Origin of the sequence: Psychrobacter pacificensis, from assembly GCF_900101915.1 — a bacterium.
GTDB classification, from domain to species: domain Bacteria; phylum Pseudomonadota; class Gammaproteobacteria; order Pseudomonadales; family Moraxellaceae; genus Psychrobacter; species Psychrobacter pacificensis.
Genome location: NZ_FNAL01000006.1, coordinates 148,289 through 164,525 on the forward strand (window position 1 = coordinate 148,289; position 16,237 = coordinate 164,525).

General features: G+C 42.6%; 14 protein-coding genes. 11 read left to right on the top strand and 3 right to left on the bottom strand.

The genetic code is table 11. The annotated features are described in order from the left end of the window. Positions 1–107: 107 nt before the first annotated feature. The 7 genes from murG (at position 108) to lpxC (ending at position 9,312) form a co-directional block, all read left to right on the top strand. Positions 108–1,193, top strand: a complete 1,086-nt coding sequence (murG, locus tag BLR43_RS05530; protein WP_093069410.1) for an undecaprenyldiphospho-muramoylpentapeptide beta-N-acetylglucosaminyltransferase — start codon at positions 108–110, stop codon at positions 1,191–1,193. A gap of 86 nt (positions 1,194–1,279) precedes the next feature. Continuing rightward, positions 1,280–2,719 (top strand): UDP-N-acetylmuramate--L-alanine ligase, encoded by a 1,440-nt coding sequence (gene murC / locus BLR43_RS05535; RefSeq protein ID WP_093069412.1) that lies wholly within the window; start codon positions 1,280–1,282, stop codon positions 2,717–2,719. Between the two features lie 23 nt (positions 2,720–2,742). Continuing rightward, positions 2,743–3,843 (top strand): D-alanine--D-alanine ligase, encoded by a 1,101-nt coding sequence (locus BLR43_RS05540; protein ID WP_379542898.1) that lies wholly within the window; start codon positions 2,743–2,745, stop codon positions 3,841–3,843. A 513-nt stretch (positions 3,844–4,356) separates the two neighbouring features. Continuing rightward, entirely contained in the window at positions 4,357–5,151 is a 795-nt protein-coding gene (locus BLR43_RS05545; RefSeq protein ID WP_071003045.1) for a cell division protein FtsQ/DivIB, read from the top strand. Between the two features lie 112 nt (positions 5,152–5,263). Continuing rightward, positions 5,264–6,601, top strand: a complete 1,338-nt coding sequence (gene ftsA / locus BLR43_RS05550) for a cell division protein FtsA (protein ID WP_058024576.1) — start codon at positions 5,264–5,266, stop codon at positions 6,599–6,601. A gap of 270 nt (positions 6,602–6,871) precedes the next feature. After that, a complete protein-coding gene (ftsZ, locus tag BLR43_RS05555) occupies positions 6,872–8,077 on the top strand; it encodes a cell division protein FtsZ (RefSeq protein ID WP_071003768.1) in 1,206 nt (401 codons plus the stop codon). A 317-nt stretch (positions 8,078–8,394) separates the two neighbouring features. After that, positions 8,395–9,312, top strand: coding sequence for a UDP-3-O-acyl-N-acetylglucosamine deacetylase (lpxC, locus tag BLR43_RS05560; protein WP_071003046.1), 918 nt, complete (start codon positions 8,395–8,397; stop codon positions 9,310–9,312). Between the two features lie 245 nt (positions 9,313–9,557). Here the strand turns inward: lpxC and BLR43_RS05565 are convergent, their stop codons facing one another. Continuing rightward, positions 9,558–10,073, bottom strand: coding sequence for a hypothetical protein (locus tag BLR43_RS05565; RefSeq protein ID WP_071003047.1), 516 nt, complete (start codon positions 10,071–10,073; stop codon positions 9,558–9,560). 244 nt (positions 10,074–10,317) lie between these two features. Here BLR43_RS05565 and BLR43_RS05570 point away from each other — a divergent pair, with 244 nt between their 5' ends. Then, positions 10,318–11,046 (top strand): CHAP domain-containing protein, encoded by a 729-nt coding sequence (locus BLR43_RS05570; RefSeq protein ID WP_071003048.1) that lies wholly within the window; start codon positions 10,318–10,320, stop codon positions 11,044–11,046. 136 nt (positions 11,047–11,182) lie between these two features. Here the strand turns inward: BLR43_RS05570 and BLR43_RS05575 are convergent, their stop codons facing one another. Both BLR43_RS05575 and BLR43_RS05580 read right to left on the bottom strand, forming a co-directional pair. After that, positions 11,183–11,908: a DOMON domain-containing protein gene (locus tag BLR43_RS05575; protein ID WP_071003049.1), complete on the bottom strand. Its 726-nt coding sequence runs from the start codon at positions 11,906–11,908 to the stop codon at positions 11,183–11,185. A gap of 259 nt (positions 11,909–12,167) precedes the next feature. Beyond that, entirely contained in the window at positions 12,168–12,479 is a 312-nt protein-coding gene (locus BLR43_RS05580) for a YhbY family RNA-binding protein (RefSeq protein ID WP_071003050.1), read from the bottom strand. A gap of 334 nt (positions 12,480–12,813) precedes the next feature. Between BLR43_RS05580 and BLR43_RS05585 the strand changes: the two genes are divergently transcribed. The 3 genes from BLR43_RS05585 to BLR43_RS14020 form a co-directional block, all read left to right on the top strand. Then, the gene (locus BLR43_RS05585; RefSeq protein WP_058024583.1) at positions 12,814–13,446 is read left to right on the top strand and encodes an RlmE family RNA methyltransferase; all 633 of its coding nucleotides are present in this window, start codon (positions 12,814–12,816) and stop codon (positions 13,444–13,446) included. A 401-nt stretch (positions 13,447–13,847) separates the two neighbouring features. Beyond that, positions 13,848–15,743 carry an ATP-dependent zinc metalloprotease FtsH gene (ftsH, locus tag BLR43_RS05590; protein WP_093069415.1) on the top strand — a complete coding sequence of 632 codons (1,896 nt, stop codon included), beginning with the start codon at positions 13,848–13,850 and terminating at the stop codon, positions 15,741–15,743. Positions 15,744–15,991: 248 nt separating this feature from the next. Continuing rightward, on the top strand, positions 15,992–16,237 hold a 246-nt coding region (locus BLR43_RS14020; protein ID WP_143007413.1), incomplete at its 3' end, for a helix-turn-helix domain-containing protein.

Consider the following 16,237-nt stretch of genomic DNA (forward strand, 5'->3'; position numbering starts at 1 on the left):
TTTCCTCTATACTATGCGGGCTTTTACCGTGTCATTTTTTTAGTAAATGGCATCATAGTAGTAGGACAAATCCTTCATATAAGTAAAGTAAAGATAGGCAGATCTCCATGAAAACACCGCATATATTGATGATGGCAGCTGGGACGGGCGGACATGTTTTTCCCGCGCTTGCAGTGAGCGATGAGCTGACCGGTCGCGGTGCGGTTATTCATTGGCTTGGAACGCCAAATGGTATGGAAAATGGTTTGGTTGAACCGACGGGTTATCCTTTTCATGCCATCAATATGCAGGGGCTGCGCGGTAAGGGCGTGGGTCGTTTAGTTAAGCTGCCAGTAACGTTATTGTCAGCGACGATGGCTGCGGTGAAAGTGATTCGCAGCAATCAGATTGACGTGGTCGTTGGTTTTGGTGGCTATGTGAGTGCGCCTGGTGGACTTGCTGCACGTCTGACCAATACACCGCTGGTTATCCATGAACAAAATGCCATCGCTGGCATGAGCAATCGTTATCTGTCTAAGCTGTCTACCAAAGTATTACAAGCATTCGAGAACACTTTTGCCAATAGTGAACAAGATGCCAAGCTTGAAACAGTTGGCAATCCTGTGCGTAACGCCATCACTGGTGTCGCAGAGCCAAAGGTGCGTTATGATATCAATGATAGCTCACCGCTTAAACTGCTGGTCGTGGGTGGCTCGCTTGGTGCTCAGGTATTAAATGAGACCGTGCCAAAAGCACTGGCTTTGCTAGACCAACCGTTTGAAGTCCTCCATCAATGCGGACGCAATAACGAAGCAGCCACTCAGGCGGCTTATAGTGAGCAAGATTTAAGCAAGCATCAGTTCACAGTGCAACCCTTTATCGATGATATGGCGGCGGCCTACAACTGGGCAGATATTATCGTTTGCCGCGCTGGTGCATTGACAGTGACTGAAATCCAAAATGTCGGTATTGCTGCTATTTTTGTACCGCTACCACATGCGGTTGATGATCATCAAACCGCCAATGCGCGCACATTGACCTCGCATGCTGCTGCGGTTTTATTGCCACAGTCAGAGCTAACGGCCAAACGTTTAAGCGATGAGCTTAGCGTACTCAATCGAGAGAAATGCCTTGAAATGGCCAAAAAAGGTCATGCGCTTGCCAATCGCAGTGCGAGTAAACAAGTGGCTGATATTATTTGGCAAGCCTTATAGTTTCGGCTTTTGCCACTCGTTATTTTTTACTGATCATATTTTACTGTCCTTCAATTTTTATTATCCTTTAATAAAGAGAAAATTTTATGTCTACCTCTGCCAAAGCCCTTCCTAAGCGTTTGATTGAAATACCAGAAATGCGCCGTATTCAGCATTTGCATTTTATTGGTATTGGTGGCTCAGGCATGTGCGGCATCGCTGAGGTAATGAACAATCAAGGTTATCAAGTCAGTGGTTCTGACATTGCAGAAAGCCTGGTGACGAAGCGTCTACAGCAGATTGGTATCAAAATATCGATTGGTCATGATTCCAAAAATATTGCCAACGCTGACGTGATCGTCGTGTCATCAGCGATTGATCGTAGCAATCCTGAGGTAAAAGCCGCACTTGAAGCTCGCCTGCCAGTCGTACGCCGCGCCGATATGCTTGGCGAGTTGATGCGCTATCGTCATGGTATTGCCGTTGCTGGTGCGCATGGTAAAACGACGACGACCAGTTTGCTCACCACCATGATGGCAGAGGGGCAATTGGATCCTACCTATGTGATTGGTGGTAAGCTAAATGCCTCAGGTAAAAATGCAGCACTAGGCAACAGCCGTTTCTTGGTAGCAGAAGCGGATGAGTCCGATGCGTCTTTTTTATCACTGCGCCCAATGGCAGCAATTGTGACCAATATCGATCAAGATCACATGGAAACCTATGAGAACAGCTTCGATAAATTAAAAGCCGCATACATTCAGTTTTTGCAAAACATGCCGTTTTACGGGTTGGCCGTGGTATGCGGTGATGACCCTGAGCTGTATGCAATGATTGATGACATTGGTCGCCCAGTATTGACCTTTGGCCTTGAGCCTTTTAATGACGTACAAGCTGTCGATCTGGTGGCAGAAGGTACCAAGACGCACTTTACCGTATTGCGCCGTGACCGTAAGCCATTGCGTCTGACATTAAACATACCTGGTACACATAATGTCTATAATGCACTGGCTGCTATCACCATGGCAACGGATGAAGGTGTCGATGATGCCGCGATTGAGCGTGCCCTACAGAAGTTTGCAGGGGTAGGCCGCCGATTTGAGCAGCATGCCTCAGTCGATATCGATGATGGCAATGTCCTATTGATTGATGATTACGGTCATCATCCAAAAGAAGTTGACGCAACCATCAAAGCCGCTCGCCAAAGCTTTCCTGATCGCCGTTTAGTGATGTTATTTCAACCGCATCGTTATAGCCGTACCCGTGATTGTTATGACGATTTTGTCGAAGTGCTATCAAGTGTTGATGAGCTGCTACTATTGGATGTATATTCAGCAGGTGAAAGCCCGATTATAGGCGCTGATACCAAATCGTTGGCACGCAGTATCCGTCTGCGCGGTGAAGTTGAACCGACGATTATTGACAAAGACAATCTTGCCCCTGTGATGCAGCGTTTATTAAAAGCCAATGACATGCTTATCACGCAAGGCGCGGGTAATGTGGGGCATATCGCTATTGATTTGGCTGCCAATAATCTTTACATCAAGTAAGCTAAAATTTAGGAACTATCTTCATGACGACTAATAATAAAGAAAACATGAGTACTCAGAACCTCGCTATCGATGATACCGAAGATAGATCAGCCATCACCAATCCAGAACCAGCATTGGCGGCGGCTGCACAAGCAGGACAAAGCGACGCGAGCATTTCGCCAAATGAGGAAGAGAATAAAAAATCTATCAGTACGATGACTGGTCATGTAAAAGATGCCGCTCAGTTTGGCAGGGTCGCTGTGATCTATGGTGGTAGCAGCAATGAGCGCAGCGTGTCTTTGGATAGCGGTGCGGCTGTATTGCAGGCACTGCAAAACCAAGGTGTCGACGCCACTCATTTTGATCCTAAGCATCAAGACATCACAGAATTACGTGATTACGATCGCGTGTTTAATGTCTTGCACGGTCGTGGCGGCGAAGACGGTCTACTGCAAGGTGTATTACAGTGGTTTGATATACCGCAAACGGGATCTGGCGTTTTGGCATCAGCATTAGGTATGGACAAAGTGCGTACCAAACAGCTCTGGCAAGGTTGCGGCTTATCCACAGCACCGTTTTCATTATTGACGGCTGATACCGACTGGCAGCAAGTGGTCAATATGCTAGGACTGCCGCTTATCATTAAACCCGTTCACGAAGGCTCAAGTATTGGCATGACCAAGGTCAATCATCTCGATGAATTGCCTGCGGCCTATGCTACTGCCGTACAGTGTGGTGATGCCGTGATGGCTGAGCGCTGGATCACAGGTCGTGAGTTTACGATTGTGATTATCGATGACGAAGCTTATCCTGTCATTCGACTTGAGCCTGCTGATATCACCAATTTCTATGACTTTGAGGCCAAGTATAATCGTAACGATACCAGCTACTATATTCCTTGCGGATTGAGCGCTGCTGATGAGAAGCATCTGCAAGAGTTAAGTCTGGCGGCATTCCGTGCTGTAGATGCAAAAGGTTGGGGACGTATTGACGCCATGCAGGATGAAGCAGGGAATTTCTGGTTGCTTGAGATCAATACCGTGCCCGGTATGACCAGTCATAGTTTGGTACCAATGGCAGCCAAAGCTAGAGGCATGGATTTTGACACATTGTGCTGGCACATATTATCTCAGACAGTCTAATTTTTTGATGTGGCGCTCATCATATTTATCACGATTTTTTAGCAATGAGTCTGATGACAACCATATTGAGTAAATGAGCTATGTTAAAGCATGGGCAATGAGAAATTATATAGAGGTTTATAATTTCTCAGCTTTATCACTTTTGTAGCATGGCGATTTTAGTCAAAAAAGCCGTCAATGTATCACTAGAGCTGCTATAACATAGCTTCATGTAAACTTGTGTAAATTCAAGGCTACTAGCGAGCGTTACGCTATTGTTTGCCTATAAAATACGTTAATATTGTAAGAATAGCTTTGTTTTAGTAATATTTACGTTTTTTGTAGGGATAACCTATAAGTTATTCATAACCTAAGAAAAATGTTACGTTTAAATAAGAATAATCGCTGACTATCAGTCTTTTTATTGACAGTCTTTGATAATATATTGCTTTAATAAGCTTCTGCAAAAACTTGCAGATTTACGTCAATAATTAGCATGATCAGTTTTATGCAAATATAGGGACAAAGGTCGTTATGGCTCAAACTGTCAACGAGGTAACTGACTTGATGAGTGATAAAGCCGGTCGCCCAGCATCCAAACTCCAATTACCAACCTCGGCCCGATATCTTTTTATGATATTGGTATTAGGATTATTGGTACTAATATTGATAATGGGTGGTAAAGCGTTACGTGATGCACCGCCTGCTGAGATTCATATCAGCAATCAAGGGCTCTCTACCGCTCAATACAACTCATTGCAGACAGTGATGGATCAGCAAAAGGTCAGCAGTTTTTTTACTTCTGATTTGCAAGCATTAAGAGATATTACGACAAGCCTTGCATGGGTTGATCAAGTGAGTATCTCTCGAGACTGGCAACGCGGCATTGTAGTTACTGCACTACCTAAGCAAGCAGTCGCTAATTTTGGAACAGAGCGCTTGGTTGATGCCAAAGGATCTGTGTTCGTTCCTGCTGATAGTAGCGACTTGACGCAAGAGCGCTTTGCTACTCTGCAAGGTGAAATGGCTCAAGCGCCAGTCATTATGCAGCAAATGCAGCAAGTCAATGATTGGTATGCGCCACTTGATATGCAGGTTGAAGACATTATTTTGTCACCAAGAATGACTTGGCTCATTCGTTTTGATAATGGCTTGCGCGTCATCGTCGATAATGAGAACACCGCACAAAAATTACTGAATCTAAGCCAGTTACTTGGTAATCAGTTAAGCGGACGCCGAGATGAGATGCAATCTGTAGACTTACGCTACAAGAATGGTTTTACGATTGCCTGGGATATGTCAGCGCCGCCAGTTGATGAGCCCAAATAATTGAAGTAATACTGATGAGTGGTTACTTGAGTCGAAACTGTTTGCCCAAAATGAATAATATATGTACAACATCATAGCGTATTAACAGCGCTTTTTTTAATGATTCAATAGGATGGCATTATTTGCGCTCCTATTTAGTAATAATTTGTCTGCTACCATGAAATATAACGAAAATTTGGTTGTTGTCCATCTAAGTGCCACGGCAGTGTATGTCGTAATTGGCAATGTTGTCTCTGCAAAAGACATTCGTATCTTAGGCGTAGGGCAAGTTAAAAATAGCGATTTTTATCAAGGCCAAATTAAGCATCGTGAACGCCTACAAGGTGCTATCAAGCAAGCCATCCAAGAAGCAGAGGATACTGCCAATTGCCGCGTGCATAGCGTGTGGTTGACGCTCGCAACACCTGAGCTATCTAGTAAAAACAGTGCTGGAGAGGTGAGGGTTGAGGACGAGTTCGTACGTGCCAAAGATATGGTACAGGCCTTGTCTAATGCCAAGTCGCGCGATCTGCCATCCGATTACTATCTCATGCATTGCTGCCAGCAAGGTATCTATGTTGATGATCAAGACTTCATGGTCGACGATGTAATTGAGATGATGGCACATAATATCACTGTGATGTATCACATGATGATGATGCCTGTCGCTAGCCGCCAAAATATTCAAAAACTACTACAAAGCTGCGATGTCGGTATTGACCATATCGTATTTGATGCAGTGACCAGTGCTGAATACAGTTTAATGACCGAAGAGCGTCAGCAAGGGGTTTGCTTGGTAGATATCGGTGCCAGTACGACCAGTATTTGTGTTTACAAAGAAAATAAATTGATTTTTACGCATTGTATTGCTACTGGCAGCCATGAAGTAACAATGGATATTTCAGCTGATTTTGGTATATCGATGATTGAAGCTGAGAAACTGAAAAAGTCTCATGGTACGGCTGATGCCAATAGTGTCGACCCAAGCTCATTCTTTTTGTTTAAACCGCAAGGATCGAGCGATGAAATCAACATCGGTATCTATAATTTAGCACGTATCATTGAAGCGCGTTATGTGCAGATATTCACTGAAGTCGCTCGTCAACTGCATGAAGCAGGTTTAATAGGCTATATTGACAAAGGTATCGTGCTGACAGGCGGCGGTAGTACGATTAAAGGAATGATACCGTTTGCTAAACGGCTGCTCAAAATGCCAGTGGTATTGACCAATACGCATCCTGCTATTAGTGCTTACAATCATTTTGATAACGATGAGTCATTTAAACAGCTTAATAGTCAGGTCAATGACCGGGCTTACCAAACAGCTTTTGGCACACTATTATATAGTCAAAGTGAGCAGTTTCGCCGCAGTGAAAAAAGCGAACCTGATACGATTCAAAAAAATCGAGTCACAGGGGTCTTTCAAAGCGCAGGCAAACGTTTTGCTGATGTGTTGAAAAAAATACTATAGACATACTTACCAAACATGTAGAGCATAAGCGCTTTTGTAGGATGCTCTTAAATAAAGTAAGTAAAAATTGAAGTCATATTGAAAGTAATACGCTAAGCAGTAACAGTAATACCTTAAGCGATGATGACCTATTATGGTCCGCGCTGAACTATTTGATCCATAGCCCTGTTTTATTTAAATACATTTATATATAGTATGTCGATAGCGCGCCATATGAGTGCGTTACTACGTATCGACCTACACGCTATCTGCAACTGGAGAATCTTTTTTATGTCAAAATACACCATGCCAGATGATAACCAGCTTCAAAATAACGGCCAAGCGAGCTTCACTGTATTCGGTGTTGGCGGCGGCGGCGGTAATGCGGTTGAACATATGGTACAACAAGGGATTAGAGGTGTAACGTTCGTCTGTGCTAATACAGATAAGCAAGCGCTAGATCGTCTGACTGCACCGCACAAACTACAACTTGGTGCAAAAACGAACCGTGGTCTAGGTGCAGGTGCAAATCCAGAAGTTGGTCGTGAAGCAGCAGAAAGCGAAGAAGAAGCTATCCGTGCATTGCTTGAAAACTCAGATATGGTATTTATCACTGCTGGTATGGGTGGTGGTACAGGTACAGGTGCAGCACCCGTGGTTGCACGTATTGCCAAAGAAATGGAGGTGTTGACGGTTGCGGTTGTGACCACACCATTTAAATTTGAAGGTGGCAAACGTATTAAAGCTGCGAAAGCAGGTATCGAGCAGTTGACTAATTTCGTGGACTCGATTATCACGATTCCAAACGACAAGCTTATGAGCGTATACGGTAACATCTCTATGCAAGACGCTTTCAAAAAAGCGGACGATGTTTTGCTACATGCGGTTCAAGGTATTGCAGAGACTATCGCCAGCGAAGGTATGATCAATATTGACTTTAACGATATCCGTACGGCAATGACGGCTAAAGGTCATGCAATGATGGGTATTGGCCGTGCAAGTGGCGATGATCGTGCACGTCAAGCCACCGAAAAAGCCATCAGATCACCACTACTTGATGATTTACGTCTAGAAAATGCGAAAGGTCTATTGGTCAACGTGATTTCTTCTGAGTCATTATCACTGGACGAGATGAGCAAAATCAGCATTATAGTCGAAGAGATTACTGATATCGACGATGCTCATATTTTCTACGGCTCTGTAATCGATGAAAAAATGGGTGATGACTTGCATGTAACGGTTATTGCAACAGGTCTGACCTTAGATGAAAACGCAGGGCAAGAGCCAGAAGTGGTTGAGCAACCTGTTCCTTCTGTCAATAGTACACAACCCGTTGATCCTAATGTACATACCAGTGCATTAAATAGTCAGAAGAAATCACAAGCTCAACTGCATCAAGATAACGTTAATACTGCACGTCCAAGCGCGCCTCAAGAGCAGACAAAAACTAAAACCAATAGCATCCAAGACTATCTGAAGCGTCAACAGAACAAATAGTTTTTTAGTATTAAATTAAAAAAAGCCAGCGCTCAAACGCTGGCTTTTTTGTGTCTACATACAAAAGACTGGCCTATAAAAGGAGAGTAACACAATCAGGAGTATCGCAAAATGTTTCTGATCGAAAAAATATATCCAGAATCTAGTGTTTCGAAGCCTTCAACAGGGCATAAAACTGTGAAAATATATGATGAGATAATGACGATAAGTGTTATCAATCAAAGAGATAAGGAAATTAACCCTTTTTATTTGTAGCGGATATGGGGAAGGTAGTGGTACACTATGTCAATTGTAACAAAATATGTGAGAAGACAGCCATGAACCAAAGAACCATAAAGACAGCGATAGCCGTTACAGGTACTGGTCTCCATAGTGGTCAGCCTGTTGACTTGGAGTTTCATCCACAGCCGGTTGATACTGGTATTGTTTTCGAGCGCTCTGATATTGTAGGCAGCGAGCCTATTCCAGCAAGTGCTTTTTTGGTGCAAGACACCATGATGTCATCAAACTTAGTATTTGGTGGTACGCGTGTAGGTACGGTTGAGCATTTGCTAAGTGCGATCGCTGGGCTTGGGGTAGATAATCTATTGATTCGTGTTTCTGCTTCAGAAATACCGATTATGGATGGTAGTGCCGCTCCTTTTGTTGCTTTGCTACTTGATGCAGGATTCTGTGAACAAGATGCTTTAAAGAAGTTCATTAAGATTGTACGACCAGTACGCGTCAAAGTAGATGATAAATGGGCAGAGCTACGCCCTTACGATGGATTTGAATTGAATTTTGAGATTGACTTTGATCACCCTGCCATCGACAGAAATTTTCAACATGCTCAACTGCAATTCTCTACCCAAAACTTTATTGAGCAGCTAAGCGAAGCACGTACTTTTGGCTTTTTGCGTGACATAGAACAATTGCGTCAGAATAATCTGGCCTTGGGCGGCAGTATGGAAAATGCCATCGTCATCGATGATGCCAATATTCTTAACGAAGAAGGCCTACGCTTTAATGATGAATTTGTTCGCCATAAAATTTTAGATGCGCTCGGGGATTTATATCTGATTGGTTATCCTATCGTCGGTCGTTTCAATGCCTACAAATCTGGTCATGCATTAAATAATTTGTTAGTGCGTGAAATACTCTCTGATAAAAATAACTTTGAAATTGTAACTTTTGATGACAATGTAACATGCCCGATCGAATATTCACCGCTAAATGGTTTAGCAGTTGAAGGATAAATACAGGAATATACACGAAGTATCGAAACATTTACGCAATATTACATAGCAACGCTATAATTACATTTATATAATATGCAATATTTTAAATATAAAGTTTATAGCATTTTGTGAATTTTATTCTAAGGCAGAGTGCGTAAAAGCTGTAGATGATTTTTTTTGTTTAAGACATTACAAAAAAGCAGCGTTATCAATCTCACTTTATGGTTTTATTTACATAACTTTACATTGTAATATCTGTATTTTTAATGATTTGCTAAGCGTAGGAGGGCTTTTTTTAGATTTTCATCAGTGGTGACATGCTCTGCAGCCTGTGATATAGTCCGTTTTGTGTTTTGGCTAAGAGCCTGATTTTCATTGGCTTTACTAGGTTTGGGCAAGGCTGCTAATAACGCTGATGATTGTCTAGATGAATAATTATCAGCAAATGTTTTAGCTACTACAACGCGAATTTGCTTGAGTTGTTTAAATGTAATTGACTGCTCTGTTAATACTTGCAAATACGCATTCTGTAAATAACGAATATGATTAGCAGCTGTCGTCGAACCCACACTGAGTATTAACTGCTCAGAGGTTAAACCTACGACCCAACAAGTATTGAGGATTTCCTCAGGTAGACAGTCTACCAGCAGCTCTTTTACCTCATTGGTCGCTTCTATATATAGCCGCATGTTATTAGCAAGAGGTTGAGGTAGCGCGCTACCAGCAAAGGCTTGATGATCTATAAGCTGGGCAAGCCGATTAGGCTGTTTTTTTGACATCGTGATGACTCATCTATTAGGTGACAAACTCGATATGTAGAATAGACATGCTAAAAGCGATATATAGCAAAATTTTATGAGGTAGTTGACTAAACGGGTGGTGATACTGGTGTTAGTCACTATAAAAGAACGAGCTGTTGTGATAAGGATTTTATCATGTTTTTTAATGATTATATCCTCTAAATTAATTGATGTTTCGTCACGGATGACGAGCAGACTTGTATTAACAATAGGTAGTAAATTTATGAAACAAGCTTTATTAATTTTGTCAGTATTGGGAATGGGTATCGCACAGACGAGTGGTGCTGCCGAAATAACCTTTCAACCAAATAATACCTTGAGTCATACCATCACAAATATCTCTACTTCTGCGAACTATGGTTCTAGTCGCAACATCTATAGCACTAACAGTGGTGCTCATGTATATAGCAACGATGAGATCAGTCAAGCCATTGACAATCTAAGCGCTCATGCTAAGCAAAAAGAATATCAGCTTGCGTCACTCACTAGCCGTTTGTCATATGAGCAGCATCAACAGCAAGCAAGTCGTGTTCCTGATCGCAACTCTGCTCCTGCTATCGCAGCGGCAAATGCCTCACGAGTTGCACTATCTAGAAGTTCTGGCTACTGTGCTCGCTATGTACGTAAAGCGCTACAGTCAGCAGGTTACAAATTTACGCCTAATCCTTCAGCTTATCAATATGCCTCTCGTGGCACACTAGCCCAAGCAGGCTTTACCAAAATTAGTAACGATATGGAACCTCAAGTTGGTGACGTCGTTGTCTATAACCGCACCTCAAGCCGTCCACATGGTCATATCCAGATTTTTGATGGCAATGACTGGGTATCTGATTTCCGTCAAAATAGCATCAGCCCATATAGCGGTACTTACAGCTATACCACATGGCGTGATTCGCAGTATGTTGATGATGCATCAGACCGTGGTATCTACCTTGCGATGGCTGACAAATAAGTATCAGTTAAACGAATTAAAAGTTTTCTCCAAACTCAGTAATGCTCTTTATGACATTGCTGGGTTTTTTTTTGTGCTTTAAATAATGATATCTAATAATAACTGTATCTAAGTGAGTGCAGATCATAGAAGTAAATCAAAGTGCAAATTTTGGCCAATAGTCTTGATTATGAAAATCAGGAGGGGAGGCGTGCTGAGAGGCAAAATATAAAGCGGTCTTACCGAGCTGTAAAATAACACAAGGATGTATCTGCTCAATAATCGTATTTGCAATGGCGTATTTTTGATTAGGAAGTTCGACCAGAGGAACGTTAAAGCCTCGCTCATAGCGATGAATGGAATACGCTGCTGGTGATTTGTCAAATAACGATTTCTGTATTATGTCCTGTGTATTTATATTATACGTCCACTCAATAGAGGCACGTGTGTGTCCATCAGTCTCGTATAAAGGTGTTGGTGGCAATGTGGCAGGATGGCGATAGCTTTTAAACTCATAGAGTGCATAGCGGCCATCAGGGTTGGCGTTAATCTCAATGTAAGGTTTAGCGTCTTGAATCTCAGTAGCAGCCTCATCACTTAGAGTGTTACCCGTGATAAAGCATTCAAGGCAAGTCTCTTCCCACAGATAATCAGCAAATCCTACTCGGGCTTGCTGCCAAGTTGGCCAAACCAATTGATTGGCTAATATTTGACTGGGTAAAGTAATTTGATAGGTTAACTGTAATTGTAATACTGGCTGTCGAACGATCTTAGCGTTCACCTTGACACGAATACGCTGTAATGCTTCTACCGTCACGTCCAGTTGCTGTGCGTCGTTTTCTAGCGTCTCGGCGGCTATAACAAGATTAAAAAATTGGTTCATTATTTATCAAACTCTATAATACTTTTAAAAATTAATGGTAAAAGATTAAACCGAATAACTAGGGTGCACCCCGAATTCAAACGTTTATCACCATTTTTAAATAGGGATATGCCCTAGGCTGATACGACACACTAAGCAGATCCAAAACCAGCAGACAAGACAAAAGCCGCGAGCAAGATGCATCGCGGCTTTTATAGTTACCGTCATTATTTAAGCTGATGCGGCCTACTGTTATTCAAGCAAAGCTTGTCATGACATATTACTGCGCGTGACGTGCTAGGTTAGACAGTTTAGGGTTGGCATTTGGGTTTTGGCGTAGCAATAATGCCATACGTCCAATAGAATGGACCAAAGACGCATTAGCTGCTTTAGCAAGTTCAGCACCAATGATGTCGCGCTCTTCTTTGGTGCCAGCAGGCAGTTTTACTTTGATAAGCTCATGATCTGTTAGGGCGCGATCAATCTCTTCGGTAATGGTTGGGGTAATACCTTTGTTGCCGATCATAACGATAGGCTTTAGCTCGTGACCGATGCCTTTTAGACGTTTGATGGTAGCGTTATCGAGTTGCATAGAATTCCTAGGTGTTGGTAAAAATAAAAATGGTACTGTCAAAAACAGTTATGGATCATTATAGATAATCTGTGACCATCTTGCATGAGATCAGCAGGATTTTGCACGATTTTACGTGACGAAAATGTTAAACTGAATGTTTGGTACATTATAAACGCTACTGCCTTATAAAACAGTCATTTAACCAATAGAATTTGGTCAGTTTGCGACCAACCATGAATAAAAAATCTGATTAACACCGTATTTAGAATAATCCGCAACGGATTAGTATCAGTTTGTAAGCGATAGCGCAATTAAAGCAGCTAGATTTAGTAAAGCAATAGGAGCAGGTATTTTGGCCACGCGTATCGAAAACAAAAAACTATCAAAGAGCAGCAGTGCTTGGATGAAAGAGCACATTGACGATCATTATGTACAAAAGGCTCAAAAAGATGGCTACCGTGCCCGTGCCGCTTATAAATTATTAGAGATTAACGAAAAAACCAACCTGATTAAAAAAGGCATGACGGTGGTAGATTTGGGTAGTGCGCCTGGCAGTTGGTCTCAAGTAGCGGGACAGTTGGTTGGTGACGACGGTATCTTGATTGCCTCTGATATTCTGGCGATGGATGCTTTGCCTAATGTTACCTTTATTCAAGGTGATTTTCGTGAAGCTGAAGTGTTTGACGCCATTATGGCAGAAGTAGGCGATAGGCAAGTCGACGTGGTATTGTCTGATATGGCACCCAATACGGCGGGGAATAGCGCTATCGATCAGCCGCGTATGATGTACTTATGCGAGCTGGCAGTGGACTTTGCTTTATCAACCTTACCAAAAGGTGGCGCACTTATTATGAAAGTGTTTCAGGGCGAGGGTACACAAGAATTACGCAAGCAGATGCAGCAGGATTTTAGTAAGATTCGTAGTATAAAACCAGGTGCGTCACGTCCGCGCTCAAAAGAGATGTTTTGGGTGGCGATTAAATAGTTTTAACATCAATGAGTTGCTACTATTGTAAGCGAGTTAATCAGTCACCATAAACTATCATTATGGTCGTATAAAAAGCGCTACATTCATTAACTGAATAATCGTGAAACCTGCTTGAATTATGCAGGTTAGCGCCATATATCATGGTATATTACCTTTGTTTTTAGCATACGTTTTAGACAAAGTCGTCTGATAATAAGCGTTTTACAAGCTCAATGATCGTATATCTATGTTTATCTCATACTGATTATTTATAAAAGCAATTTTTATGCTACCTGTAAATCATATAAATTTAATTTAGCAGCTTTTTATTATCGGGATACTCGTTAAAAATGAGCAATACGTTTATAGACGTCACGTGTTTAGTAAACACACCAATAAGTAAGGGATGGGAATAACTAGTGAGCGACATGGTAAAAAATACCTTATTGTGGCTGGTGGTAATCGGCGTTTTAGTGCTGGTGTTTAGCGGCTTTGATCAATCATCTGAGCCAGATAACCTTAACTACTCTGAGTTTGTGACCGCTGTGTCAGAAAACCAAGTAGCCAGTGTCGAAATTGACGGCGAACAGATCACCGGCGAAAAGAAAAATGGCTCATCTTTTGAGACCATTAGACCGGCTGTGTCAGATGACCAGTTGATGCCAATGCTACGTGAGAACCAAGTCGAAGTCCAAGGGACCGCACCAAAGCGCCAAAGCGTATTGATGCAACTACTGATAGCCAGTTTCCCAATTTTACTGATTATTGGTCTGTTTTTATTCTTTATGCGTAATATGCAGGGCGGTGCAGGCGGTAAAGGCGGCGGCCCAATGAGCTTTGGTAAGTCAAAAGCCAAAATGCTGACGGAAGACCAAATCAAGGTGAACTTCGAAGATGTGGCTGGTTGTGAAGAAGCCAAAGAAGAAGTCGTTGAAGTGGTTGACTTTTTACGTGATCCGGATAAATTTACCAAACTTGGTGCCACGATTCCTCGTGGTATCTTGATGGTAGGTCCACCGGGTACGGGTAAGACATTGCTAGCAAGAGCCATTGCTGGTGAAGCTAAAGTGCCATTCTTCTCAATTTCAGGTTCTGATTTTGTTGAGATGTTTGTTGGTGTTGGTGCATCACGTGTACGCGACATGTTTGAGCAGGCGAAAAAGAGCGCCCCTTGTATTATCTTTATTGATGAGATTGATGCAGTCGGTCGTCATCGTGGCTCTGGCATGGGCGGCGGTAACGACGAGCGTGAGCAGACATTGAACCAATTATTGGTTGAGATGGATGGTTTTGAAGGCAATGAAGGTGTTATCGTTATTGCTGCAACCAACCGTGCTGACGTGCTTGATAAAGCATTGTTGCGTCCAGGTCGTTTTGACCGTCAGGTTCAAGTGGGCTTGCCAGATATCAAAGGCCGTGAGCAAATCTTAAAAGTACACTTAAGAAAGTTGCCGAACACCATCAGTGTCGATGCAGGTTCTCTTGCTCGTGGTACGCCAGGGTTCAGTGGTGCACAGCTTGCTAACCTTGTAAACGAAGCAGCCTTGTTTGCCGCGCGTCGTAACAAGACCAGTGTCGACATGAATGATTTTGAAGATGCAAAAGACAAGCTATACATGGGTCCTGAGCGCAAATCTATGGTGATACGCGAAGAAGAGCGCCGTGCGACCGCGTATCACGAAGCGGGTCATGCGCTAGTAGCTGAACTACTGCCAGGTACAGATCCGGTGCATAAGGTCACTATCATGCCTCGTGGTTTTGCGCTTGGTGTTACTTGGCAGCTGCCTGAGCACGATCAAACCAGCATGTATAAATCTAAGATGTTAAACGACATTGCGATTTTGTTCGGTGGTCGTATTGCTGAAGAAGTCTTTATTAATCAGATGTCAACAGGTGCTTCAAATGATTTTGAACGTGCAACCAAAATGGCACGAGCGATGGTCACTAAGTATGGTATGTCTGATGCACTAGGTATCATGGTGTATGAAGATGATGACAGCTCGCAAGGATACTTTGGCGGTGGTGGTCGTACGATTTCAGAAGCCACGCAGCAAAAGGTTGATGAAGAAGTGCGCCGTATGCTAGAAGAGCAGTACGATATCGCTCGCGAATTGATTGAAGCCAATCAAGATAAAATGCATGCAATGGTTGAAGCGCTCATGAATTGGGAAACCATCGACCGTGACCAGCTGCAAGATATTCTAGCAGGTGAAGAACCGCGTCCACCAAGAGTCTATCAACATAACGAAGTCAACTTGTCAAAAAATGACATTAAGACGACTACTTCTACACCGCCACCATTACCGGCGATGTAAGGCAGTTCTGATTGAAGTTTAATAAAAGGCCCTTTATCATAAAGGGCCTTTTTATTGTCATCATTCTTTTAAGGGCTTAGGACGTCATAAGATTTACTGGTATCATAAGCACAGATAACGAACTCTCGAGCTATTTTATACAACCTTAGATTAACACATGAAGTGCAATACCAAATGCAAGGTGAAAAAAAGACCTAGATGCGCTAGCATCAAAGTTTTTATCCACCGACCAAAGTGAGATTGCAACCATGAGCTATACACATCTAAGCCTAGGTGAACGATACCAGATTTATGCCCTTAAAGGGGCAAAACATAGTATTAATTTTATAGCGAGGGTGTTAAACAGAAGTCCCAGTACCATATCAAGAGAGCTTAGGCGTAATAAAAGCCTACGAGGTTACCGAGCAAAGCATGCTAATAACAAGGCTTGTGACAGACGGGCTAACAACGCCACAACTATTGTGACTGACCTCTGGGCATGGGTGACAGACAAG